This window comes from Nonomuraea candida (genome assembly GCF_000725485.1).
GTDB lineage: Bacteria > Actinomycetota > Actinomycetes > Streptosporangiales > Streptosporangiaceae > Nonomuraea > Nonomuraea candida.
In genome coordinates, this window is the sequence record NZ_JOAG01000004.1 from 53,941 (window position 1) to 75,150 (window position 21,210).

At 71.3% G+C, this 21,210-nt stretch carries 20 protein-coding genes; 8 read left to right on the top strand and 12 right to left on the bottom strand.

Annotated features, from left to right (window positions below):
• Positions 1-106: 106 nt before the first annotated feature.
• On the bottom strand, positions 107-1,579 hold the full coding sequence (locus IO39_RS01995; RefSeq protein WP_245641769.1) for an APC family permease: 1,473 nt from the start codon (positions 1,577-1,579) through the stop codon (positions 107-109).
• Positions 1,580-1,687: 108 nt separating this feature from the next.
• Positions 1,688-2,989 (bottom strand): MATE family efflux transporter, encoded by a 1,302-nt coding sequence (locus tag IO39_RS02000; RefSeq protein ID WP_043614992.1) that lies wholly within the window; start codon positions 2,987-2,989, stop codon positions 1,688-1,690.
• A gap of 283 nt (positions 2,990-3,272) precedes the next feature.
• Between IO39_RS02000 and dnaB the strand changes: the two genes are divergently transcribed.
• The 3 genes from dnaB (at position 3,273) to IO39_RS02015 (ending at position 8,365) form a co-directional block, all read left to right on the top strand.
• Positions 3,273-6,884 carry a replicative DNA helicase gene (dnaB, locus tag IO39_RS02005; protein ID WP_043614996.1) on the top strand — a complete coding sequence of 1,204 codons (3,612 nt, stop codon included), beginning with the start codon at positions 3,273-3,275 and terminating at the stop codon, positions 6,882-6,884.
• A gap of 250 nt (positions 6,885-7,134) precedes the next feature.
• Complete coding sequence (locus IO39_RS02010; protein ID WP_043614999.1) at positions 7,135-7,548, top strand: VOC family protein; 414 nt, start codon at positions 7,135-7,137, stop codon at positions 7,546-7,548.
• Positions 7,549-7,915: 367 nt separating this feature from the next.
• Positions 7,916-8,365, top strand: a complete 450-nt coding sequence (locus tag IO39_RS02015) for a universal stress protein (protein WP_043615003.1) — start codon at positions 7,916-7,918, stop codon at positions 8,363-8,365.
• Positions 8,366-8,447: 82 nt separating this feature from the next.
• On the opposite strand, the gene soxR is transcribed toward IO39_RS02015, so the two are convergent.
• Positions 8,448-8,960 (bottom strand): redox-sensitive transcriptional activator SoxR, encoded by a 513-nt coding sequence (gene soxR, locus IO39_RS02020; protein ID WP_052422343.1) that lies wholly within the window; start codon positions 8,958-8,960, stop codon positions 8,448-8,450.
• Between the two features lie 45 nt (positions 8,961-9,005).
• Complete coding sequence (locus IO39_RS02025; RefSeq protein ID WP_043615006.1) at positions 9,006-9,437, bottom strand: Lrp/AsnC family transcriptional regulator; 432 nt, start codon at positions 9,435-9,437, stop codon at positions 9,006-9,008.
• Between the two features lie 56 nt (positions 9,438-9,493).
• Here IO39_RS02025 and IO39_RS02030 point away from each other — a divergent pair, with 56 nt between their 5' ends.
• Positions 9,494-10,408 (top strand): SMP-30/gluconolactonase/LRE family protein, encoded by a 915-nt coding sequence (locus IO39_RS02030; protein ID WP_043615677.1) that lies wholly within the window; start codon positions 9,494-9,496, stop codon positions 10,406-10,408.
• Positions 10,409-10,482: 74 nt separating this feature from the next.
• Here IO39_RS02030 and IO39_RS02035 read toward each other — a convergent pair whose 3' ends face one another.
• Entirely contained in the window at positions 10,483-11,211 is a 729-nt protein-coding gene (locus IO39_RS02035) for an ABC transporter permease (RefSeq protein ID WP_043615009.1), read from the bottom strand.
• Positions 11,208-12,113: an ABC transporter ATP-binding protein gene (locus IO39_RS02040; protein ID WP_043615012.1), complete on the bottom strand. Its 906-nt coding sequence runs from the start codon at positions 12,111-12,113 to the stop codon at positions 11,208-11,210. The genes IO39_RS02035 and IO39_RS02040 overlap by 4 nt, the downstream gene beginning before the upstream one ends.
• Before the next feature lie 109 nt (positions 12,114-12,222).
• On the opposite strand from IO39_RS02040, the gene IO39_RS02045 reads away from it, so the two are divergent.
• The 3 genes from IO39_RS02045 (at position 12,223) to dnaN (ending at position 15,656) form a co-directional block, all read left to right on the top strand.
• A complete protein-coding gene (locus tag IO39_RS02045; protein ID WP_043615680.1) occupies positions 12,223-13,644 on the top strand; it encodes a sensor histidine kinase in 1,422 nt (473 codons plus the stop codon).
• Positions 13,641-14,291, top strand: coding sequence for a response regulator transcription factor (locus IO39_RS02050; RefSeq protein WP_043615014.1), 651 nt, complete (start codon positions 13,641-13,643; stop codon positions 14,289-14,291). Before IO39_RS02045 ends, IO39_RS02050 begins: the two co-directional genes overlap by 4 nt.
• A 267-nt stretch (positions 14,292-14,558) precedes the next feature.
• Positions 14,559-15,656, top strand: a complete 1,098-nt coding sequence (gene dnaN / locus IO39_RS02055; protein WP_043615017.1) for a DNA polymerase III subunit beta — start codon at positions 14,559-14,561, stop codon at positions 15,654-15,656.
• A gap of 119 nt (positions 15,657-15,775) precedes the next feature.
• Here the strand turns inward: dnaN and IO39_RS02060 are convergent, their stop codons facing one another.
• On the bottom strand, positions 15,776-16,246 hold the full coding sequence (locus tag IO39_RS02060; RefSeq protein ID WP_043615684.1) for a MarR family winged helix-turn-helix transcriptional regulator: 471 nt from the start codon (positions 16,244-16,246) through the stop codon (positions 15,776-15,778).
• Positions 16,247-16,371: 125 nt separating this feature from the next.
• Between IO39_RS02060 and IO39_RS02065 the strand changes: the two genes are divergently transcribed.
• Positions 16,372-17,208 (top strand): SDR family oxidoreductase, encoded by an 837-nt coding sequence (locus IO39_RS02065; RefSeq protein ID WP_043615020.1) that lies wholly within the window; start codon positions 16,372-16,374, stop codon positions 17,206-17,208.
• Positions 17,209-17,211: 3 nt separating this feature from the next.
• On the opposite strand, the gene IO39_RS02070 is transcribed toward IO39_RS02065, so the two are convergent.
• The 5 genes from IO39_RS02070 to upp form a co-directional block, all read right to left on the bottom strand.
• Positions 17,212-17,886, bottom strand: coding sequence for a FadR/GntR family transcriptional regulator (locus tag IO39_RS02070; RefSeq protein ID WP_043615023.1), 675 nt, complete (start codon positions 17,884-17,886; stop codon positions 17,212-17,214).
• A 99-nt stretch (positions 17,887-17,985) separates the two neighbouring features.
• Positions 17,986-19,329, bottom strand: a complete 1,344-nt coding sequence (locus IO39_RS02075) for a helix-turn-helix domain-containing protein (protein WP_043615026.1) — start codon at positions 19,327-19,329, stop codon at positions 17,986-17,988.
• Positions 19,330-19,425: 96 nt separating this feature from the next.
• Positions 19,426-19,959: a PH domain-containing protein gene (locus IO39_RS02080; RefSeq protein WP_043615029.1), complete on the bottom strand. Its 534-nt coding sequence runs from the start codon at positions 19,957-19,959 to the stop codon at positions 19,426-19,428.
• A 252-nt stretch (positions 19,960-20,211) separates the two neighbouring features.
• Positions 20,212-20,436, bottom strand: a complete 225-nt coding sequence (locus IO39_RS02085; protein WP_043615032.1) for a hypothetical protein — start codon at positions 20,434-20,436, stop codon at positions 20,212-20,214.
• 134 nt (positions 20,437-20,570) lie between these two features.
• Complete coding sequence (upp, locus tag IO39_RS02090) at positions 20,571-21,209, bottom strand: uracil phosphoribosyltransferase (RefSeq protein ID WP_043615034.1); 639 nt, start codon at positions 21,207-21,209, stop codon at positions 20,571-20,573.
• Position 21,210 lies beyond the last annotated feature (1 nt).

Here is a 21,210-nt window from a genome sequence, read left to right on the forward strand (position 1 = left end):
TGGCCCGCGCGCAAAGCCGGCTTGTGCCGGACGTGGCCCGCCGCCAGGTCTGCGCCTGGAGGCGACCGGGGCCGGACGCGGCCGACGTCCATGCCCTGGGGGCGGGTCAGCGGCGGTGGCGGCCGTGGGTGGGGCGGTCGGGGGTGGCGGGGCGGGCCAGGAGGCTGTGGCGGCGGCCGTACAGGAGGTAGACGACCAGGCCGAAGGCCATCCACAGGGCGAACCAGGCCCAGGTCAGCACGCGCAGGTTCACCATCAGCCAGAGCGTGGCCACCAGCGACAGGGCGGGCAGCAGCGGCGAGAGCGGCACCCGGAACCCGCGCTCCAGGTGCGGCATGCGCCGCCGCATCACGATCACCCCGGCCGCCACGAACGCGAACGCGAACAGCGTGCCGATCACCACGAGCTGCTGCATCGTCAGCACCGGCACGAACTCGGCCAGCACGATCGCCACCAGCCCGATCACCAGCGTCACCCGGGTGGGCGTGTGGTAGCGGCGGCTGACCGAGGCCAGGCCGCGGGGGATGAGCCCGTCGCGCGCCATCGAGAACAGCACCCGCGTCTGCCCCACGATCAGCACCAGGATCACCGTGGTCAGCCCGAGCACCGCGCCCACGTCGATGACGTGCACCATCCAGTCCACGCCGGCCGCGCGGAAGGCGCCGGCCAGCGGCGTCGCCACGGAGATCCGGGTGTACGACGCCATGCCCACCATCACCAGCGCCACCGCGAGGTAGATGACGGTGGCGATCACCAGGCTGCGGATCATGCCCTTGGGCACGGCCTTCGGGGCGTTCACGGTCTCCTCGGCCGAGGTGGCCACGATGTCGAACCCGATGTAGGCGAACGCGATGGCCGAGGCCGCCGAGAAGATCCCGAACCAGCCGAACGCCTGGCTTTCCCCGATGAAGATCTCCAGTACGGTGGCCGGCGCCGTGTCCAGCGTCTTCGGCGGCACGACGAAGTCGCCGAAGTTGGCCACGTCGATGTGCGCCAGGCCCACCACGATGACCGCGCCGATGGCCAGCAGCTTGGCCGACACCATGATCCACAGGGCCCGCAGGCCGACCCGCGCGCCCAGCGCCACGATGCCCGTGAGCAGCACCAGGATCATGAGCACGAGCACGTCCTGCACCAGCTCCTCGTCGCGCAGGCGCACGCCGAAGTTGGTGATCGCGCCGACCGTGATCGCGCCCCAGGCCCTGGCCACCACCGCGGCGGCGAACTGCAGCTCCAGGATCAGCGCCCAGCCGATGATCCACGCCCAGACCTCGCCGAAGATGACGTAGGTGAAGGTGTAGGCGCTGCCCGAGGTCGGCATGGTCGAGGACAGCTCGGCGTAGCAGAGGCAGGCGAGCAGGCACGCGATGCCGGCGATCATGAACGAGAGGATCACGCCGGTGCCGGCCGTGGTGGCGGCCTGCTCGCCGGCGATGCTGAAGATGCCCGCGCCGATCATCACGCCGAGCCCGAGCACGACCAGGTCGGCCGGGCGGTAGAGCTCGGTCAGGCTGTGCCGGGCGCCGGTACGCAGGCCGATCGCCTCGGCGGGCGGTAACTTGCGCAGAATCGTAGACAAGGAACACCCCGCTCAGGGAACTCGCCCACAATGTCTCACCCCTTGGACAACAGCAAGCACAAGAGGGTCACGGGTGTGCGGCGTTCGGCGGGGGCGCGCGGCCGGTCGTTACGTACCGGTCACCAGCCAGGCGGTGCCGGCCGCGCGGCGTACCAGGGTGATGAGGCGGGCCACCATCCACACGCCCAGCGCGCACCAGAGGGCGACCACCCCGAACCCCGACGCGAGCAGCGCGGCGGGCAGGTACGCCAGCGTCGTCCACACCCCGGCCCAGGCCAGATAGCGCTGGTCGCCGGCGCCGATCAGCACGCCGTCGAGCACGAAGACCACCCCGCACACCGGCTGGAAGAGCGCGACCGGCCACAGCAGGTCGAGCAGCAGCGCGGCGACCCGGGGATCGGCGTCGAACAGCCCCGGCAGCAACGGCCTGGCCGCCACCACGAGCAGCGCGAGCGCGGCTCCCGACCAGACGCCCCACTGCACCATCCGCCGGGTCGCGGCCCTGGTGGCGGCGACATCGCCGGCCCCGAGCGAGCGCCCGGTGATGGCCTGGCCCGCGATGGCGATGGCGTCGAGCGCGTAGGCGAGCAGCGTCCACACCTGCGTGGCCAGCGCGTACGAGGCCAGCTCCGCCTCGCCCATCCTGGTGGCGATGACGGTGGCCGTCAGCATCACGATCCGCAGGCACGCCGTACGCACGAACAACGCGAACCCGGCCGTGCCCGCCTGCCTGATCCCCGCGGCCGAGGGCGTCAGCGGCGTGCCGAGCCGGAGCGCGCCCCGCGCCACCACCACGAGGTAGACCGCGGCTCCCGCCGTCTGGGCCAGCACCGTCCCCCAGGCCGACCCCGCGATGCCCCACTCCAGCCCCAGCACGAACCAGGCGTTGAGCAGGCCGTTCAGCGCGAACGACCCCACGGCCACCGCCAGCGGCGTCACCGTGTCCTGCAGCCCGCGCAGCACGCCGGTGCCGGCCAGCACGACCAGCATCCCGGGCGTGCCGAGCAGGCTGATCCGCAGGTACGTGACCGCCTGCGCGGCCTGCGTGCCCGTCGCCCCGAACCACTCCACGACCGACGGCGCCAGCGGCCAGCCCGCCGCGATCAGGACGGCGCCGAGGGCCAGGGCCAGCCAGATGCCGTCCACGCCGCCGCGCATGGCCCGCGCGTGCTCGCCCGCCCCCGACTGCCGCGCCACCGACGCGGTGGTGCCGTAGGCGAGGAAGACGCAGAGGTTCACCAGCGTGGTCAGGACCATGCCCGCCACGCCCAGAGCGCCCACCGCCGTGGTGCCGAGGGCGTGGCCCACGATGGCGTAGTCGGCGAGCAGGAACAGCGGCTCGGCCACCAGCGCTCCGAACGCCGGCACGGCGAGCCGCAGAATCTCCCTGTCTCTGGATGTAATGGGCATTTGTCCATTATGGACCTTACCTGGCGTGTCGCGGTAACTTTCTTTCCTCCACAGCCGGTGGACACTGTTCGCCCTGGTCAGGGCCTCTTCGGTGGATATCCGCAAGAGTTATCCCCAGCACCGTCCACAGGCCGTTCACACCCTTGGCGGGTTCGTACACAGCTTGACCACAGGGTTTTCCACAGGCCACGTTGCCGACTGCCCGAGACTCCGCGAAACTGTCACACCGGTCGACTACAAGTGGGGGTGGTGCGACCGCCTGCAAGTTGTTCGAGGGGGCGCGGTGAGCATTGACGAAGAGGCCGGCGCAGGTCCAGGTTTCGAGCGCACACCGCCCAACAACATCGAGGCGGAGCAGTCGGTGCTGGGCGGCATGCTGCTGTCCAAAGACGCCATCGCCGACGTCGTCGAGATCCTGCGCTCCGACGACTTCTACCGCCCGGCCCACCAGATGGTCTACGACGTCATCACCGACCTCTACGGCAGGGGCGAGCCCGCCGACGCGGTCACCGTCTTCGACGAGCTGCAGAAGCGCGGCGAGATGGCCAGGGTGGGCGGCGCCGCCTACCTCCACACCCTCACCGCGGTCGTCCCCACGGCCGCCAACGCGGGCTACTACGCCAAGATCGTCCGTGAGCAGGCCATCCTGCGCCGCCTCATCGAGGCCGGCACCCGCATCGTCTCCTTCGGCTACGGCGGCCAGAACGAAGAGGTCGACGACCTCGTCGACCGCGCCCAGGCGGAGATCTACCAGGTCACCGAGCGGCGCACCTCCGAGGACTACGCGCCGCTGGCCGACATCATGCCCGGCGCCCTCGACGAGCTCGAGGCGATCGGCAGCCGCGGCGGCCAGATGGTGGGCGTGCCGACCGGCTTCGCCGACCTCGACCAGCTCACCAACGGCCTGCACCCGGGCCAGATGATCGTGGTCGCCGCCCGGCCCGCGATCGGCAAGGCGCTCGCGCTCGACACGCCACTGCCCACCCCCACGGGCTGGACCACCATGGGCGAGGTGCGGGTCGGCGACCACCTGATCGGCGCCGACGGCAGGCCCACGCGCGTGGTGGCGGCCACCGACGTCATGCACGGACGCCCGTGTTACGAGGTGGAGTTCAGCGACGGCACGGTGATCGTGGCCGATGCCCGGCACCAGTGGCGCACCGACACGCGCGCCTCCCGTCGCTCGGGCGAGCAGGCGGCGTGGGGTCCCGAGCGTGCCGCTTCGGGCCCCGAGCAGGTGGCGCCGGGTTCCGAACGGCGGGCCTCCGCGCGGGTGCGCACGACGGAGGAGATCGCCGCCACGCTGCGCCGCGACGGCGGGGACGGGCGGCTCGACCATACCGTCGGCAACGCCCGCCCGCTGCGGATGCCCGACCGCGACCTGCCGATCCCTCCCTACGCGCTGGGCGTCTGGCTCGGCGACGGCGACGGCGACGGCGACGGCGACGGCGACGGCGACTCCGGTGAGCCCCGGTTCGCCGCCGCGGATCCGGAGATCGCCGGGCAGGTGGCCGCCGAAGGTCTCCCTGTGGACGACGGCGCCATGCCGGCGCTGCTGGGCGAGCTCGGTGTGCTCGGCGACCGGCACATCCCGGCCGGCTACCTGCGCGCGTCCGAGGAGCAGCGCAGGGCGCTGCTGGCGGGCCTGCTCGACACCGGCGGTCACGCCGACGCCACCGGCACGGTCCGGTTCGCCGTGCCGGACCGCCGCCTGGCGGAGGGCGTCCGGGAGCTGGTCTTGAGCCTGGGATACACGGCGTCCTTGACGTCCGAGCCGGCGCGGGGGCGGGCCGAGGGCGGCCCGGCGCGTCACGTGGTCGCGTTCACGCCCCCCGACAAGGTGTTCCGGCTGAGCCGGAAGAACGCCCGGCTGAAGACCGGCGTGCTCCCCGAGGCGACCCGCCGCGACATCGTCGACGTCCGGCCGGTGACGTCCGTGCCGGTGCGGTGCGTGGAGGTGGACAACGCCGACCACCTGTACCTCGCGGGGCCGACGTGGATTCCCACCCACAACAGCACCCTGGGGCTCGACTTCGCCCGTTCCGCGGCGATCAAGCATGGCATGACCACGGTCATCTTCTCCCTGGAGATGTCCCGCAACGAGATCACCATGCGCCTGCTGTCCGCCGAGGCCCGCGTCGCGCTGCACCACATGCGCTCGGGCTCCATGAGCGACGACGACTGGACCCGGCTGGCCCGCCGCATGAGCGAGGTCGCCGAGGCGCCGCTGTTCATCGACGACTCGCCCAACATGTCGATGATGGAGATCCGGGCCAAGTGCCGGCGGCTCAAGCAGCGCAACGACCTCAGGTTCGTCGTCATCGACTACCTCCAGCTCATGAGCTCGCCGAAGAAGACCGAGAGCCGCCAGAACGAAGTCTCGGAGATCTCCCGTGCCATCAAGCTGCTGGCCAAGGAGCTGGAGGTCCCGGTCATCGCGATCTCGCAGCTCAACCGCGGTCCCGAGCAGCGCACCGACAAGCGGCCCCAGGTCAGCGACCTGCGCGAGTCCGGCTGCCTGACGGCCGCCACCCGGATCCTGCGGGCCGACACGGGGGCGGAGGTGTCGCTGGGCGAGCTGCTGGAGTCCGGGGCGCGCGACATTCCCGTCTGGTCGCTCGACGACCGGCTCAGGCTCGTCCCCCGGACGATGACCCACGTCTTCCCCAGCGGCGTGAAGCCGGTCTACCAGGTGCGCCTGCGCTCCGGGCGCGAGGTGGAGGCCACGGCCAACCACCCCTTCCTCACCTACGACGGCTGGCGGGCGCTGGAGGGTCTCGGCGCGGGCGCCAGGGTCGCCGTGCCGCGCCACGTGCCCGCGCCGCTCGGCCTGGCCGCACGCGACGACTCCGAGCTGATCCGGCTCGCGCGGCTGATCGGCGACGGCGGCCCGGACTCCCTGCCCGAGTGGCTGTTCTCGCTGCCGAAACGGCAGGCCGCGCTGTTCCTGCGCCACCTGTGGACGGTGATCGGCGGCGTCCGGTGGGACGCGGCGGCCGGCCGGGCGCGCGTCCACTGCGCTCCGGCGGGCCGCCGCCTGGTGGACGACGTGGCCCGGCTGCTGCTGCGCTTCAACGTCATGACCGGCGTCACCCCGGCCGGTGCGGGTCGCCACGAGCTGCGCGTCGAGGAGCCCTCCGACCAGCTGCGCTTCCTCGACGAGATCGGCCTGCACGGGGCCGGGGAGGCGGCGGCGCGGGAGTGCGCCGACCGGCTGCGCGAGGCGACCCGCGAGACCCACGTCGACACCGTGCCGCAGGAGGTCTGGTCCCGCCTCAAGGCGGCCCTGCTCGGACGGGAGTCGCACGACCGGGAGCCGCTTGAACGGGAGCCGCACGATCGGGAGCCGTTCGACCGGGAGCCGCTTGGAGCGGAGCCGCACGATCGGGAGCCGTTCGATCGGGACCCGGGCCGGGGGGAGGCGGGCCGGCGGGCGCTCGCCAGGGCAGCCGCCGATCCGGCCGCCACGGGCTCCGGCGGCATGACCGCCGTGGCGTCCGGTGTCGCCACCCTCGTGGAGGACGCCCCCGACCGGGAGCGGCTGGGCAGGCTGGCGTCCGTCCTCGACGACTCCGACCTCGAACTGCTGGCGACCAACGACGTCTTCTGGGACGAGATCGCCGAGATCGAGCCGCTGGGAGAACAGCCGGTCTACGACGCGACCGTGCTCGGCACGCACAACTTCGTCGCCAACGGCATCAGCCTGCACAACTCGATCGAGCAGGACGCCGACATGGTCATCCTGCTGCACCGGGAGGACGCGTACGAGCCGGAGTCGCCCAGGGCGGGCGAGGCCGACCTGATCGTGGCCAAGCACCGTAACGGCCCCACGGCCACGGTCACGGTGGCGTTCCAGGGCCACTACAGCCGCTTCGTGGACATGGCCCAGCACTGAGGTGACCGGCTCAGGGCTGAGGTGACCGGCTCAGGGCTGAGGTGACCGGCTCAGGGCTGAGGTGACCGGCTCAGGGGTGAGGTCACCGGCTCAGGGCTGAGGTGACCCGGCCCGGCACCGAGGCCCGGTCTGCGGGGGGCGAAAGCCCCGTGAGGTGCGAACCGGTCACGAATCAAGAAGCGCCGGGCACGGGGGCGTCAATAGCGTGTGCGTCATGTGCGGCATCCCGCGAGCACACAGGAGGCAAGTCATGAAAGCACACGTCAGCGCTATTCTTCTCGGCGTCCGTGACCTCGACCGGGCCAAGCGGTTCTACACCGAGGGCCTCGGCTGGAAGATCAAGGACGACTACGGCATCTCGGTGTTCTTCGCGTCGGACGGGGCCTCGCCCGTCGGCTTCTACGGCCGCGAGGGCCTGGCCGATCAGGTCGGCACCAGCGCGGAGGGCAGCGGCTTCAGCGGCCTCGTCCTCACCTACGTCGTCCGCACCGAGGCGCGGGTGGACGAGATCATGGCGGAGGCCGAGAAGGCCGGCGCCACGATCCTCAAGCCCGCCGGCGCCCTGCCCTGGGGCGGGTACGGCGGCACCTTCGCCGACCCGGAAGGCTACATCTGGAGCCTCGGCTACAGCCCCCACGGCACGGACCAGCCCTACGCCGAGTAGCCGCCCCGGGCGGAGGGGACACGAGGCGCCGACCGGCCTGGCCACCCGCCGGCGCCCTCCACCGCCGCTCTCAACTGGCGTCCTCCACCGGCACCTTCCACTGGCATCCTCCGTCGACGTCCTGCATTGGCGTCCTGCATTGGCGTCCTGCATTGGCGTCCTCTGCCGTCCCGGGGCCACGGCGGCCCTGGGACGCGCCGGAGGAGGCGGTCGCCGGGCCTTCCCAAGCCTGAACGCGGCCAGCCGCGCCCAGCTCGCCGACCCCGACCTGGGCTGAAGCGGGTGTGACACACGAGACAGCGCGGCCAGGAATCCGCCTGATCACCCCGGTGCTCTACGGAGTGAAGGAAGCGAAGGGAAGAACGCCATGACCATCCTCGTCGCCTACGACGGCTCCGCCGACTCGCGGGCCGCCATCGAGTTCGCCGCCAAGCACCTCACCGCCGAGCCGACGGTCGTCGTCACGGTGTGGGAGCCGCTGCTCGTCCAGCTCAAGAAATATCCGCTGGCCGCCGGCGCGATCGACCCGGACACCGAGGACGAGGCGCAGGCCCAGGCCGAGCAGCACGCCAAGGAGGGCGCCGAGCTGGCGGCCGCCGCCGGGCTCTCCGACGTGACCTACCGGGCGGTGGCCGACAACGAGTCGATCTGGAAGACGATCGTGGACGTGGCCGACGAGATCGACGCCTCGCTGATCGTCACGGGCTCGCGCGGCCTGGCCGGCGTCCGGTCGGTGCTGCTGGGCAGCGTCTCCAACCACGTGCTGCACCACGCCCACCGCCCGACCCTGATCGTCCCGCCGGCCAAGAAGGCGTAGGGCCGTCCAGGCCGCCCCCCGCCTCCGCGCGCGCCCCCGCCTCCGCGAGCGCCCGCCGACCACACCAGCGCCCGCTCGCCGGCTACGCGGGCGCGGGGGAGCAGCACGGCTGGGGCTGGGCTTGGGAGTGGGGCGGGCAGAGCCGGGTGTCGATGCGCCGCGCGCCCGGCCCCTCCTCGCCCAGCCGGTCGTACGGGTTGGCCACCGGGCACCGGTCCAGCGACAGGCAGCCGCACCCGATGCAGTCGGTCAGATCGTCGCGCAACCGCTGGAGCTGCTCGATCCGGTCGTCCAGCTCGCCGCGCCAGGCCGCAGACAGCCGCGCCCAGTCGGCGCGGTTCGGCGTGCGCTCGTCCGGCAGCTCGTCCAGGGCGTCCTTGATGACCTTCAGCGGGATGCCGATGCGCTGCGCGAGCCTGATGAAGGCGACCCTGCGCAGGCTGTCACGGGGATAGCGGCGCTGGTTGCCGGCCGTGCGCCGGCTGGTGATGAGGCCCTTGGCCTCGTAGAAGTGCAGGGCGGAGACGGCGACGCCGCTGCGCTCGGCGAGCTGACCCACCGTCAGCTCCTTGCTGTTCCACGCGACCTTGGTCATACCTAGAGATTACTTGAGGGCCGGTCCGGAGCGTGTCCCCGGCATTCAGGTGAGGGTCCGCTCGAAGAAGGTCTCCAGCACGACCACCGTCTGCGTCCCGGTCACGCCGTCCACCTGGAAGAGGCGGCGCAGCACGTCCTGGAGCTCGGTCGTGCCGGACGTGCGCACCTTCAGCAGCACCGACGCGGGCCCCGCGATGACGTGGGCCTCCTCCACCTCCGGGATCGCCGCCAGCGCCCGCCCGCTGTCGCCCATCCACGTCCCCCCGTCGACCAGCACGTACGCCGTCACCGCCCGCCCGAGCGCCGCCTGGTCCACCTCGATCGTGGTGCGCCGGATCACGCCGCGCTCGCGCAGCTTGCGCACCCGCTCGTGCGCCGCCCCGCCCGACAGCCCCACCTCCGCCCCGAGCGTCGCGTACGACCGGGTCGCGTCCTCCTGCAGCAGGCCGATCAGCTTCCTGTCGATTTCATCCACAACCGAATAGTATCTTGCGATATCAGGCAGCGACCGAACATCGTATGGTGGTCGCCATGACGAACACGATTCCCACCGAGTTCGAGGTGCTCGACGAGCGGGCCGCCGGGATCGGCGGAGACGACCGGGTCGAGATCCTGTACACCGGCACCCGCTGGGCGGAGGGCCCGGTCTACTTCCCGGCCGGCCGCTTCCTGGTCTGGAGCGACATCCCCAACGAGCGCATGTTGCGCTGGGACGAGATGACCGGCGCGGTGGGCCCGTTCCGGCAGCCGTCCGGCTACACCAACGGCAACACCCTCGACCGCGAGGGCCGGCTGATCTCCTGCGAGCAGGGCGCGCGCCGCGTCACCCGCACCGAGCACGACGGCTCGATCACGGTGATCGCCGACCGGTGGCAGGGCAAGCGGTTCAACAGCCCGAACGACGTGGTGGTGCGCTCCGACGGCTCGATCTGGTTCACCGACCCGCCGTACGGGATCCTCAGCAACTACGAGGGCGTGGCCGCCGAGCCGGAGATCGACGGCTGCCACGTCTACCGGGCCGACCCGGTGACGGGCGAGGTGCGGATCGTGGCCGACGACTTCGCCCGGCCCAACGGCCTGGCCTTCTCGCTCGACGAGCGGCGGCTCTACGTCGCCGACACCAAGGCCAGGCACGTGCGGGTGTTCGAGGTGCGCGACGACGGCACGCTGGGCGGCGGGGAGGTCTTCGCCGCGGGCGGCCCGGACGACGGCTTCGACGGCCTGCGGCTCGACGACACCGGCCGCGTCTGGGCGGCGGCCGGCAAGGCGGTGCTCTGCCACGACCCCGACGGCACGCTCATCGGCCGGCTCAGGCTGCCCGAGTCCACCGCCAACCTGGTGTTCGGCGGGCTCAAGCGCAACCGCATGTTCATCACCGCCTCCTCCTCGCTCTACTCCCTGATGACCAACGTCACAGGCGCGCGCCCGGTGTGGGCCGGGCGCTGACGCCTCCCTCCGCGCCCCCGCGGCGGTGGGTCCGAAGGACGGGCGGCTCACCCCCGTCCGGGCGACCGCGCGGCTCACTCCCACCGGAAGAACCGCACGGCCAGCCCGCCGAGCACGGCCAGCCCCGCGGCCATCACCACCAGGTGCATGACCTGCGGTGGCTGACCCGCCCAGGTGTCCTTGAGCGCCTGGGCGAACGGCCCGGCCACCGAGAAGTCGCTGACCATCCGCACCGGCTCCGGCATGATGTCGCGCGGCACCCACACCCCGCCCAGGAACATCAGCGGGAACATCACCGCAGACCCGATCCCGGGCGCGGCCTTGGCGCTGGGCGCCAGGGCGGCGATCACCAGCCCGAGCGCCATCAGCGCGGCGGTGCCGAGCAGGAAGACGAGCAGGAAGCCGGCCCACTGCCGCGGCGGCGCGGCGTCGAACATCAGCCGGCCGGCCAGGATCAGCAGCGCGGTCGACACGGCCCCGACGGCCACGTTGATCAGGAGCTGCACGCCCAGCACCCGCACCGGGCTGACCGGCGTGGTGGACATCCGCCGCAGCACCCCCTGCTGGCGGTACGTGGCCAGCGCCCCCGGCAGCACGGTGCACGACAGGGTCAGCAGCGCGAGCAGCACCATGACGCTCGGCATCTGCGTGTCGATCATCCGCACGCCGTTCTCGTCCGCCTTTGTCATGCCGGGGATGCTGACCCCCAGCACGACCAGGAGCCCGAGGGGCAGCACGACGGTGAACAGCAGGGACGGCCATTCCCGCAGGTGCAGCTTGGTCTCCACGATGAGCAGCTTCACGACAGCTTCCTTCCGGTCAGCGCGACGAACGCGTCGTCGAGGGTGGCCTGCTCGATGCGCAGGTCGGCGGGCACGACCTGGTGGTCGGCCAGGGCCAGCGTGACGGCGGGGGCGAGGTTGCCCGAGCCGGTGACCTCGATGTGGTCACCGCTCCTGGTGACCGTCCGCACCTCGGGCAGGGCCAGCAGCACGGAGTCGGCGACGGGCGCGGTGGGCCGGAACCGTACGCGCTGCTCCCCGCCCGCCTGGGCGATGAACCCGGCGGGCGTGTCGGTCGCGACGACCTTGCCCGCGTCGATGAGCGCGAGGCGGTCGCAGAGGCGCTCGGCCTCCTCCATGAAGTGGGTGACGAGCACGATCGTCACCCCCGACTCGCGCACCTTCTCGACCAGCTCCCACGTGTCCCTGCGGGCCTGCGGGTCGAGGCCGGTGGTCAATTCGTCCAGCACCGCCACGCGCGGCCGGCCGACCAGCGCCAGCGCCACGGACAACCGCTGCCGCTGCCCGCCGGACAGCTGCTTGAACGCGGCGTCACGCTTGCCGGCCAGGCCGACGCGCTCCAGCAGCTCCGCCCAGTCCGCCGGGTCGGGGTAGAAGGAGGCGTACAGGTCCATGGCCTCCCACACCCTGATCTGCTCCGGCAGCGCGGCGCTCTGCAACTGCATGCCCAGCACCCGGCGCAGCTCGTCCCGGTCACGCAGCGGGTCCAGCCCGGCCACCCGTACGGTGCCGCCGTCCCTCCGGCGCAACCCCGCCACGCACTCCACGGTGGTGGTCTTGCCGGCGCCGTTCGGCCCGAGGATGCCGAAGATCTCGCCCTCCGCCACCTCGAACGAGACATCCTCGACCGCCAGGTGGTTCGGGTACTGCTTGCGCAGGTTCCTGACTTCGATGATTTTCATGTCTCAGACGCTAGGGACCCCGTGATCTGCGGAGAATCCGGCTGAATGCCCGGCAAGGGTGTACCTAGGTGCAGTGACCGGCTCCGCCCCCATGCCGCAGACTGAGAGCATGCTTCACAGGTTCGGTCAGGTCGCGACTCTGCTCGCGCTCATCCTCGTCCAGCTCCCCCTGATCGTCCTGGCCCTCCTCATGCTGGTGCTGACGTTCGCGCTGGGCGTGGTCGTGCTGCTCCCGCCGCAGGTGCGCATGGTCAGGAGGTTCGCCGAGCTGCACCGGCGGCTGCTGCGCGAGTGGACGGAGGTCGACATCGAGCGGCCGTACCTGCCCGAGCCGCCGCCCCCGGTGCCGCAGGCCGACGGGATGTACCGCTCCGAGCGCACGCTCTACAAGACCCCCCGCGTGCCGGCCTGGAACAACCGGTGGAAGTGGATGGTCAGCGACCCGGCCACCTGGCGCGACGACGTCTGGCTGGCGCTCGACCCGGTGGTCAAGGTGCTGATGCTGCCGCTGTTCGCGGTGATCCCCGCGCGGGCCCTGCGCATGTACGCGCAGTGGTGCGAGCTGCTGCTCGGCGCGACCGCCGCCAGCCGCCTGGCCGGCCAGGTGAGCCACCTGCGGCGCACCCGCCACCTCGCCGCCGACTCCCAGGCGGCCGAGATGCGCAGGATCGAGCGCGACCTGCACGACGGCACCCAGGCCAGGCTCGTCGCGATCGGCATGACGCTGGGCGCGGCCGAGCAGCTCATCGACACCGACACCAGGGCGGCCAAGGCGCTGCTGGCCAAGGCCAGGGACGCCTCCTCCGAGACGCTCACGGAGCTGCGCCGGGTCATCCGCGGCATCCACCCGCCGGTGCTGGCCGAACGCGGCCTCGCCGACGCCGTGCGCGCGCTGGCGATGGACAGCCCCTTGCAGGTCACCGTCACCGTCGACCTGCCGGACCGGCCCGAGTCTCCGGTGGAGGCCGCGGTCTACTTCGCGGTCAGCGAGCTGCTCGCCAACGCCGCCCGGCACGGCGACGCCCGCACGGCGGCCGTGGACATCAGCCACCACGGCACCGGCCTGCGCGTCACGGTCACCGACGACGGTCTCGGCGGCGCCGACCCGGCCAAGGGCAGCGGCCTGACCGGGATCGAGCGCCGGCTGGCCGCCTTCGACGGCGTGCTCGCGCTGAACAGCCCGCCGGGCGGGCCGACGACCGTGACCATGGACCTGCCCGGGGTGCTGCCCCGCAAGCAGGCGGACGCGATGCCCCACTGGAAGATCGTCGTGGTCGTGCTCCTGTGGGGCACGGCCTGGTGCCCCACCTTCCCGCAGGGCATCGTGGCCGCCATCTTCAAGATCTTCCAGATCGAGAAGCCGGGCTGGTTCCTCCCCCTGCACCTGCCCGGCCCCTGGCAGTGGCCCGCCATCATCGGCATGATCGTGCTCGGCGCCACCATGTACGCCGTGGCCCACCGCATCCCCGTCAACCACGACCGCCGGATCCGCATGAGCGGCGGGGTCCCGACGAACCTCCGGTGCTCATGAACCGCGTCCTCATCGCCGAAGACCTCTACCTGCTCAGAGACGGCCTGGTCCACCTGCTCCAGGCCCACGGCTTCACGGTCGTGGCGGCCGTGGAGAGCGGCCCCGAGCTGCTGAAGGGCCTGCTGGAGCTGCGCCCCGACGTCTCCATCGTGGACGTGCGGCTGCCGCCCACGCTGACCGACGAGGGCCTGCAGGCCGCCCTCGCGGCCCGCAAGCAGCTTCCCGGGCTGCCGGTCCTCGTGCTGTCCCAGCACGTCGAGCAGCTCTACGCCCGCGAGCTGCTGGCCGACGGCTCGGGCGGCATCGGCTACCTGCTCAAGGACCGGGTCTTCAACGCCGACCAGTTCATCGACGCCGTACGCCGGGTCGCCGCGGGCGGCACCGCCATGGACCCGGAGGTCATCGCCAAGCTGCTGGCCAGGAACTCCCGGCACGAGCCGCTGGCCGCGCTCACGCCGCGCGAGCGGGAGGTGCTGGAGGCCATGGCGGAGGGGCGCTCCAACGCGGCCATCTCCCAGCGGCTCTATCTGAGCGAGAGCGCGGTCGCCAAGCACACCGCCTCCATCTTCGCCAAGCTCGGCCTGGCCCCCTCCGACGACGACAACCGCCGCGTCCTGGCCGTCCTCGCCTACCTCAACAGCCGCTGACCGCCACCCGCCGGCTGCCGCCGCCCCGCCTGGTGGGAGCCGTCGGCCTGTCCGGTGGGAGCCGTCGGCCTGTCCGGTGGGAGCCGTCGCCCCCGCCCGGTGGGAGGCGCTGGCCTACCCGTCAGTAGCCCGGATCTGGTTCGCCTCGCTGGTCACACCGGTCGCCCCTGTCCCGGCAGCCGCTGAGCCCTGCGCGGAACCGCCCAGAGTTGTCGGTCGCAGCGGCTATTTTCATAGAGGCACGGCGCGACGAAGAGGTGGTATCAGGTGAAAATCCGGGTTAACCGCGACGTTCTGGCAGACGCGGTGGCATGGGCTGCCCGAATTCTGCCCAGCCGCCCCGTGGTGCCCGTTCTTTCCGGGCTGCTACTGGAGGCGGGTGAAGAGCTCACCCTGTCCGCGTTCGACTACGACGTCTCCGCGCGGGCCGCGATCGACGCCGACGTGGCCGAGGAGGGCCGGGTGCTGATCCCCGGCCGCCTGCTGGCCGAGATCAGCCGGAGCCTGCCCGCCGACGACGTCGAGATCGTCACCGAGGGGCAGGAGGCGGTGCTGACCTGCGGAAGCGCCGAGTTCGGGCTGATCACCATGCCGGTCGAGGACTTCCCGACCCTGCCCACCATGCCGCCGAGCATCGGCGCCATCGGCGGCGGCGTGTTCGCCTCCGCCGTCTCCCAGGTGGCGCCGGCCGCCAGCCGCGACGACACGCTGCCCATGCTCACCGGCATCAGGGTCGACATCGAGGGCGACTCGGTGGCCATGGCGGCGACCGACCGCTACCGCATCGCCGCCCGCGACTTCACCTGGCGCCCGGCCGGCCCCGACGTCGCCGTCTCCGCCATGGTGCCCGCGAAGGTGCTGGTCGAGGTGGCCAAGTCGCTGCGTGGCGGCGAGGTCTCGGTCGCGATGGGCGACGGGGTGGCCGGCTTCGAGAGCGTGGGGCGCAGCACGACCGTGCGCCTGCTCGACGAGCAGTTCATCGACTACCGCGCCCGGCTGACCTCCGACTGGTCGATCAGGGCCGACGTGGCGGTGGCGCCGTTCGTCAACGCCATCAAGCGCGTGGCCCTGGTGGCCGAGCGCAACACCGCGATCCGGCTGTCGTTCAGCCAGGGGCAGGTGCTGATCCAGGCGGGCGGAAGCGACATCGGCCGCGGCGCCGAGGTGGTCCCGTGCGAGCTGCGCGGCGACGACATCCAGATCGCCTTCCAGTCGCAGTTCCTGCTCGACGGCCTGACGGGCATCGAGAGCGAGCTGGCCCGCATCAACATGGAGTCGCCCACCAGGCCCGCCCTGATCCAGGACATCCCCGGCGACGCCCAGCCGGCCTTCCGCTACCTGGTCATGTCCCTGCGCCAGAGCTAGCCGCCCCGCCCCGCCCCGCCGTGGCGGCCGCGAGGGCCGCGTGCGGGTTCGGCCGCAGGGCCATGAGGCCTGCCGCCATGGCCGGGCCCGCGGTCATCCGTCAGGACCGGGCCCGGTGTTCAGGCGGGCGCGCCGGGTTTCCGCGCGCTCGTCTGGCGCTCGGCGACCAGCCGGAACACCCGCTTGAACTCCGCGTACGCCTCCTCGCCGACCGCCTTGGCGTGCTCCGCCTCCATCTCGGCGAGGATGGCGTCCGACCTGACCATGTGGTCACGCCCCTTCTCGGTGGGCACGATCAGCTTGGCCCGCCGGTCCGCCGGGTCGGGCTGCCGCTCCACGTAGCCGAGCGCCACCAGCTCGTCCACCAGCGTGCCGATGACCTGCTTGTGCTGGCCCGACTGCGCGGCGAGGTCCGTGGCCCTGCTGCCCTCGGCGTCCAGGTAGGCCAGCACCGCGCCGTGCCGGGGCCGCAGGTCGGGGTGCCCCTGCTCGCCCAGCCGGGTGAACAGCTCCTTCTGCAGGCTGAAGAGCGTCCGGCTGGACAGGACGCCCAGATCCGGATCCTCCTGCTTGCGTTCGCTCCTGCGCACCACACTCTCCTCAGTTAGTCACTAATCTTGATAGTCACTAGTTCTTACTATATGGTCGAAGCAGCACAGACCGGAACCCTCCGGCCTGACCGGCGATCACGTTTCTCGCTGAGGAGGAACCTCTCATGACCGTTCTGATCACGGGTGCGACCGGCACCGTGTCGAGCGCCGTCCTGCGCTCCCTGGCCGGCACCGCGGACGTGCGGGTGCTGGTGCGCGACCCGGCCAAGGCGCCGAGTGGCGTGGAGGTGGCGGTGGGCGACCTCGACGACCCGGCCTCGCTCGACGAGGCGCTGCGGGGCGTCAAGACGTTGTGGCTGCTGACCGCGATGGGCCCGCAGGCGCCGTACCGCAGCATGAACGCCGTCTGGGCGGCGCGGAAGGCGGGCGTGAGCCACGTGGTGCGGATGTCGGCCATCGGCGCCGCGCACGACGCGCCGACGCGCAACGGCCGCCTGCACGCCCTGTCGGACGTGGAGCTGGCCGCCTCGGGCCTCGGCTGGACCGTGCTGCGCCCGGCCTTCTTCATGCAGAACCTGTTCGGCTCGGTCAATGGCGAGGCCCTCTACGGCGCGCTGGGCGAGGGCAGGGTCGGCATGGTGGACGTGCGCGACATCGGCGACTTCGCGGCCGAGGTGCTGCGCGCTCCCGAGCGGCACAGGGGCGCCACCTACACGATCACGGGCCCGGCCAGCATCTCCCTGGAGACGGCCGCGCAGGACCTGTCGCAGGTGTACGGCACGCCGATCTCCTACCAGCGGCTCACCCTGGACGACGCCTATCGCACGCTGCGCGAGGTCGGGCTGCCCGAATGGGACGCCCAGGTCACCACGGAATACTTCACCGCCTACGCACGCGGCTGGGGCGACTATACGACCCCCGACTTCGAGAGCGTCATGGGCCGCCCCGCCACGTCGTTCGCCGACTTCGCCCGCGACCACGCCACGCGGCTCCGCCCCTGAGGATCAGGAGTCGGTCAGCGCGATGAGGATGTGCTCCATGCAGGCGTGGCCGGCCCGCTCGGCGGCCGTGGCGTCGCCGGCCGCGATGGCCCTGGCGATCGCGTCGTGAGGGATGTAGCTCTTGTTGAGCGAGGTGCCCGCGGCCGTGATGCTGGCCCGCAGCGCCGCGGAGAAGTCTTCGTACAGGTCGATGAGCACCAGGTTGTGCGTGGCGTGCGCGACCGCCATGTGGAAGGCGAGGTCGGCCTCGACGAAGAAGTCGGGGTCGTCCAGCTCCCAGGCGCGGTCCCGCTCGGCCAGTGCCGCCTCGATGCGCCGGATGTCCTCGTCGGTGCGCCGGGTGGCGGCCAGACGGGCCGACTCGACCTCCAGGGCACGGCGCACTTCGAGAATTTCGAGCTGCTCGGCCTGGCGCAGCCGCCGCAGCATCGCGCCGGACAGCTCACTGGTCGCGCGGACGTAAGTGCCGTCCCCCTGACGGCACTCCAGCAGCCCGGCGTGCGTGAGCGCGCGTACGGCCTCCCGAACGGTGTTGCGACCCACCCCGAGCTGCTCGGCCAGCACGGTCTCGGTGGGAATCTTGCCGTTCATCGGCCACGACCCTGATGTGATCTGCTCCTTGAGCTGATCGATCACCTGGTCGACGAGCGAAGCCCGCTGCGCCGTACGCAGACTCACAGTCCGCCTCCTCCGGGGAAACCAGTCATCCCATGAGTCAATGACTGGTAGACCCTAATTATTCCAGACTCAAAAGGCCAATCTGGAGCTCCCGGAGGTTCAGCGAGAAACTGTGGCGTCCATCGTCACCCCTGCCATGGCGGAGCGAACTCCGGCAGCTTCGAGGGCTTTACGATATGCGGCCGTCTGTTGTGCTCTGGACCCGACCCTGCCGTAGAGGTCTCCCAGCTCACGCCAGCACCGCGCGGCCTGCCGGTCGGTGCCGAACACCGGGCGGTCGAGCGTGTCCAGCAGCTGGTGGGCCTCCTGGAGGTGCGCCGTCGCGTCGCCGTGCCCGTCGAGCGCGATGGTGGCCAGCACGAGACGCGCCTCGGCGGCCGTCGTGCCCGAGCGGTCGTGGGAGAGCCCGAGCGCCGTCGTGGCCAGCTCGCTCGCGCCCGCGCGGTCGGCGGCGCGCAGCTTCACCCGCGCGTGCACGATGAGGCTCTCACCGTGCTCCCGGGTGGTGCCGGGGAAGACCGAGAACGCCTTGACCGCGCCCGCGATCAGCCGCTCGGCCTCCTCGATCGGCGCCGTCGCCATCCGGGCCCAGTGCATGGCGATCCTGGCCAGCTGCAGCGAGAGCCGGGTCTGGCGGCCCGCCATGATGGCGTCGTCGGCCAGGCGGACGGCCAGCGCGGAGTCCTCGCCCGCCGCCGCCGCGGCGCTCGCGTGCCACAGCGCCTGGATCTCTCCGGAACGGTCCACAACTTCAGGTGCGCCGGTCGTGTCGAGCACGCGCCGCACGTAGGCCAGCTCGGGGGAGTCGCTCTCGCGGTCGCCGCGCGCCTCGATCAGCGCGGCCGCGAGGTCGGTGGCCAGCTCGCCCCGGGTGATGGACAGCCGCTCGGCCTGGGCCAGCGCGGCGGCGGCCAGGTCGCGGGCCCGCAGGCGGTCGCCCGCCCGCTGGTAGCAGCGGCTCAGCGCGATGGTGAGCGGCAGGTCGGCCAGCCGTTCGGGGTGGGCCGCGGCCTCCCGGCGCAGGCGCTCGAACGCCTCCACCGCCTGCCCCAGCCGGCCCTGGGCCTCAAGAGCGCGTGCCCTGCCGAACCGCGCCTGCGCGGTCAGCATGGCGTTTTCCTCGTCGGCCGCCTTCACGATCTCGGTGAAGCGGTCGGCGGCGATGGACGGGTCGCCGTGCTGCAGTTCGAGCTCGGCGTGGCGCAGCCCGAGCTCGGTGTCGATGCGCTGCCGAGGCTCGATCCCGTGAAGGAGGAACTCGGTCGTGCACCCCAGCCGCTCGGCAAGGAGCCGGGCCACCACAGGAGTCGGCGTGCGCTTGCCCGACTCGATGAGCGAGACATAACTGTCAGACAGGTCGGGTCCGGCCAGCTGGGCCTGTGACATCCGCCTGTTCAGCCGCAGTCCTCGGACGCGGTCACCGATGGTTCCCTGACTCGGCATCTCATCTCTCAGGGCGGGGAAGGGTCAACAACACGCAATGATTGCATGAAGTAGCCGAATCTGGTATCCCCGCGTGAAGAATTTGCCACGCCGAGATTAATCGTCGCTGTCGTCCTTACCGGGAAAAAGCATCTGACAGACCTCGAGGTAGAGGGTTTCCGGATACGGAATGTACTCGACCGTTGACAGAGCCTGATCCTGACCGGCCGACTCGAGGATGAACTCACCGTAACCGAGCATGCGCCCAAGCAGAGATCTCTGGAAGCTCATGTCGGTGACCTTGCCCAGGGGCATCATCGCGACCTTGCGCGTGATGAGGCCGGTGGTGAGCAACATGCGCTTGGAGGTCACCACAAAGTAATCGACCGACCACTCCGCGACTTTCCATACGAAACGGATCAGCAGCAGGAGCCAGAGCCACCAGACGACGACCAGTGCCGTGCCGCCCGCCTCGCCGCCGCCGAAGAACCTGCTGAGCAGCCCGGCGATGATCAGGCCGCCGAGCACCTCGGCTATCGGGCGCAGCAGAATGGCAGGATGCCGCCGCACCATGATGACCTGTTGTTCGTGGGGGAGGAGGTAGCGGTTGACCGACGATGGAGCGGAGTCCCCGTGGGTCACCAGTCTCATGAGAGGTTGTTCACGAATTGGGCCAGAGAGTCGGCCGCGTTGAACACTGTGTCGAACGCTCCTCTCACCGCGTCCGCGGCGTCAGCTGGTCGCGCGAACAGGTAGTACGCGACAAATGCGATACCACCGTATGTGAGGACCTTTTTGACCTGCACCGTCGCCTCCGTGCCACTTACCCGCTCCACCCGCCCTATACATTACCCACCTGCATGCCGGGGTAAAGGTAACTTGGCAGGTTAGTTTTGATCTTGCTTAGCCACGCTCGCTGGCCACCAGGGCCAGGACGTGAAGGTGCTTGCGAGCGATCCGCTCGACCAGGCTCGGATGGGCGTAGCCCGTGACCTCCAGCGCGCCGTAGTGCGCCGCTTCGACGCAGCGCGTTACGGTGGTCGCGGAGTGGACGCCGGCGAACTCGTCGCACAGCACCGTCTCGACGTCCGCGTACGGAGTCGGGTCCGCCTCGGTGTGATCGCTCATCGTGCTCCCCCACGCGCATGCGGAAGTTGCCTTCCTATCTCTTCGTACCCACCCAACCACAGTATGTAACGAAGCGATGACTTGGCGTGACGAGAAACGGGATTTTTCGGATGGCCTGTGCGACGGAGATGCGGTCAGACCACGCCGTAGAGGCGGTCGCCGGCGTCGCCGAGGCCCGGCACGATGTAGCCGTGCTCGTTGAGCCGCTCGTCGAGCGCCGCCGTGACCACGCGGATCGGCTTGCCCGTGTTGGCGAACACCTTGTCCATGTAGGCCAGCCCCTCGGGCGCGGCCAGCAGGCACAGGGCCGTGACGTCGACGGCCCCCCGGTCGAACAGGAACTGCACGGCCGCCGCCAGAGTGCCGCCGGTGGCCAGCATCGGGTCGACGACATAGCACTGACGCCCCGACAGGTCGTCGGGCAGCCGCGTGGCGTAGGTCTCCGCCTGGAGCGTGGACTCGTTGCGGATCATGCCGAGGAACCCGACCTCGGCCGTGGGCAGCAGCCTGGTCATGCCGTCGAGCATGCCGAGCCCGGCGCGCAGGATGGGCACGACCAGCGGATAGGGCTTGGCGAGCCGGACGCCCCGCGCGGTGGCCACCGGCGTGTCGACGGTGACCTCGGTGACCCGGACGTCGCGCGTGGCCTCGTACGCGAGCAGCGTCACCAGCTCGTCGGCGAGCCTGCGGAAGGTCGGCGAGTCGGTGCGGACATCGCGCAGCGTGGTGAGCTTGTGGGCCACGAGCGGATGATCGACGACGAGGGTCTCCATG

Excerpts from the sequence above, each read along its gene's own strand:
- IO39_RS02000 (WP_043614992.1), bottom strand. The coding sequence starts at position 2,989 with ATGCCCATTACATCCAGAGACAGGGAGATTCTGCGGCTCGCCGTGCCG.
- IO39_RS02010 (WP_043614999.1), top strand. The coding sequence starts at position 7,135 with ATGAAAGCACACGTCAGCGCTATTCTTCTCGGCGTCCGTGACCTCGAC.
- IO39_RS02015 (WP_043615003.1), top strand. The coding sequence starts at position 7,916 with ATGACCATCCTCGTCGCCTACGACGGCTCCGCCGACTCGCGGGCCGCC.
- soxR (WP_052422343.1), bottom strand. The coding sequence starts at position 8,960 with ATGACCAAGGTCGCGTGGAACAGCAAGGAGCTGACGGTGGGTCAGCTC.
- IO39_RS02030 (WP_043615677.1), top strand. The coding sequence starts at position 9,494 with ATGACGAACACGATTCCCACCGAGTTCGAGGTGCTCGACGAGCGGGCC.
- IO39_RS02040 (WP_043615012.1), bottom strand. The coding sequence starts at position 12,113 with ATGAAAATCATCGAAGTCAGGAACCTGCGCAAGCAGTACCCGAACCAC.
- IO39_RS02045 (WP_043615680.1), top strand. The coding sequence starts at position 12,223 with ATGCTTCACAGGTTCGGTCAGGTCGCGACTCTGCTCGCGCTCATCCTC.
- IO39_RS02050 (WP_043615014.1), top strand. The coding sequence starts at position 13,641 with ATGAACCGCGTCCTCATCGCCGAAGACCTCTACCTGCTCAGAGACGGC.
- IO39_RS02065 (WP_043615020.1), top strand. The coding sequence starts at position 16,372 with ATGACCGTTCTGATCACGGGTGCGACCGGCACCGTGTCGAGCGCCGTC.
- IO39_RS02075 (WP_043615026.1), bottom strand. The coding sequence starts at position 19,329 with ATGCCGAGTCAGGGAACCATCGGTGACCGCGTCCGAGGACTGCGGCTG.
- IO39_RS02080 (WP_043615029.1), bottom strand. The coding sequence starts at position 19,959 with ATGAGACTGGTGACCCACGGGGACTCCGCTCCATCGTCGGTCAACCGC.
- IO39_RS02085 (WP_043615032.1), bottom strand. The coding sequence starts at position 20,436 with ATGAGCGATCACACCGAGGCGGACCCGACTCCGTACGCGGACGTCGAG.
- upp (WP_043615034.1), bottom strand. The coding sequence starts at position 21,209 with ATGGAGACCCTCGTCGTCGATCATCCGCTCGTGGCCCACAAGCTCACC.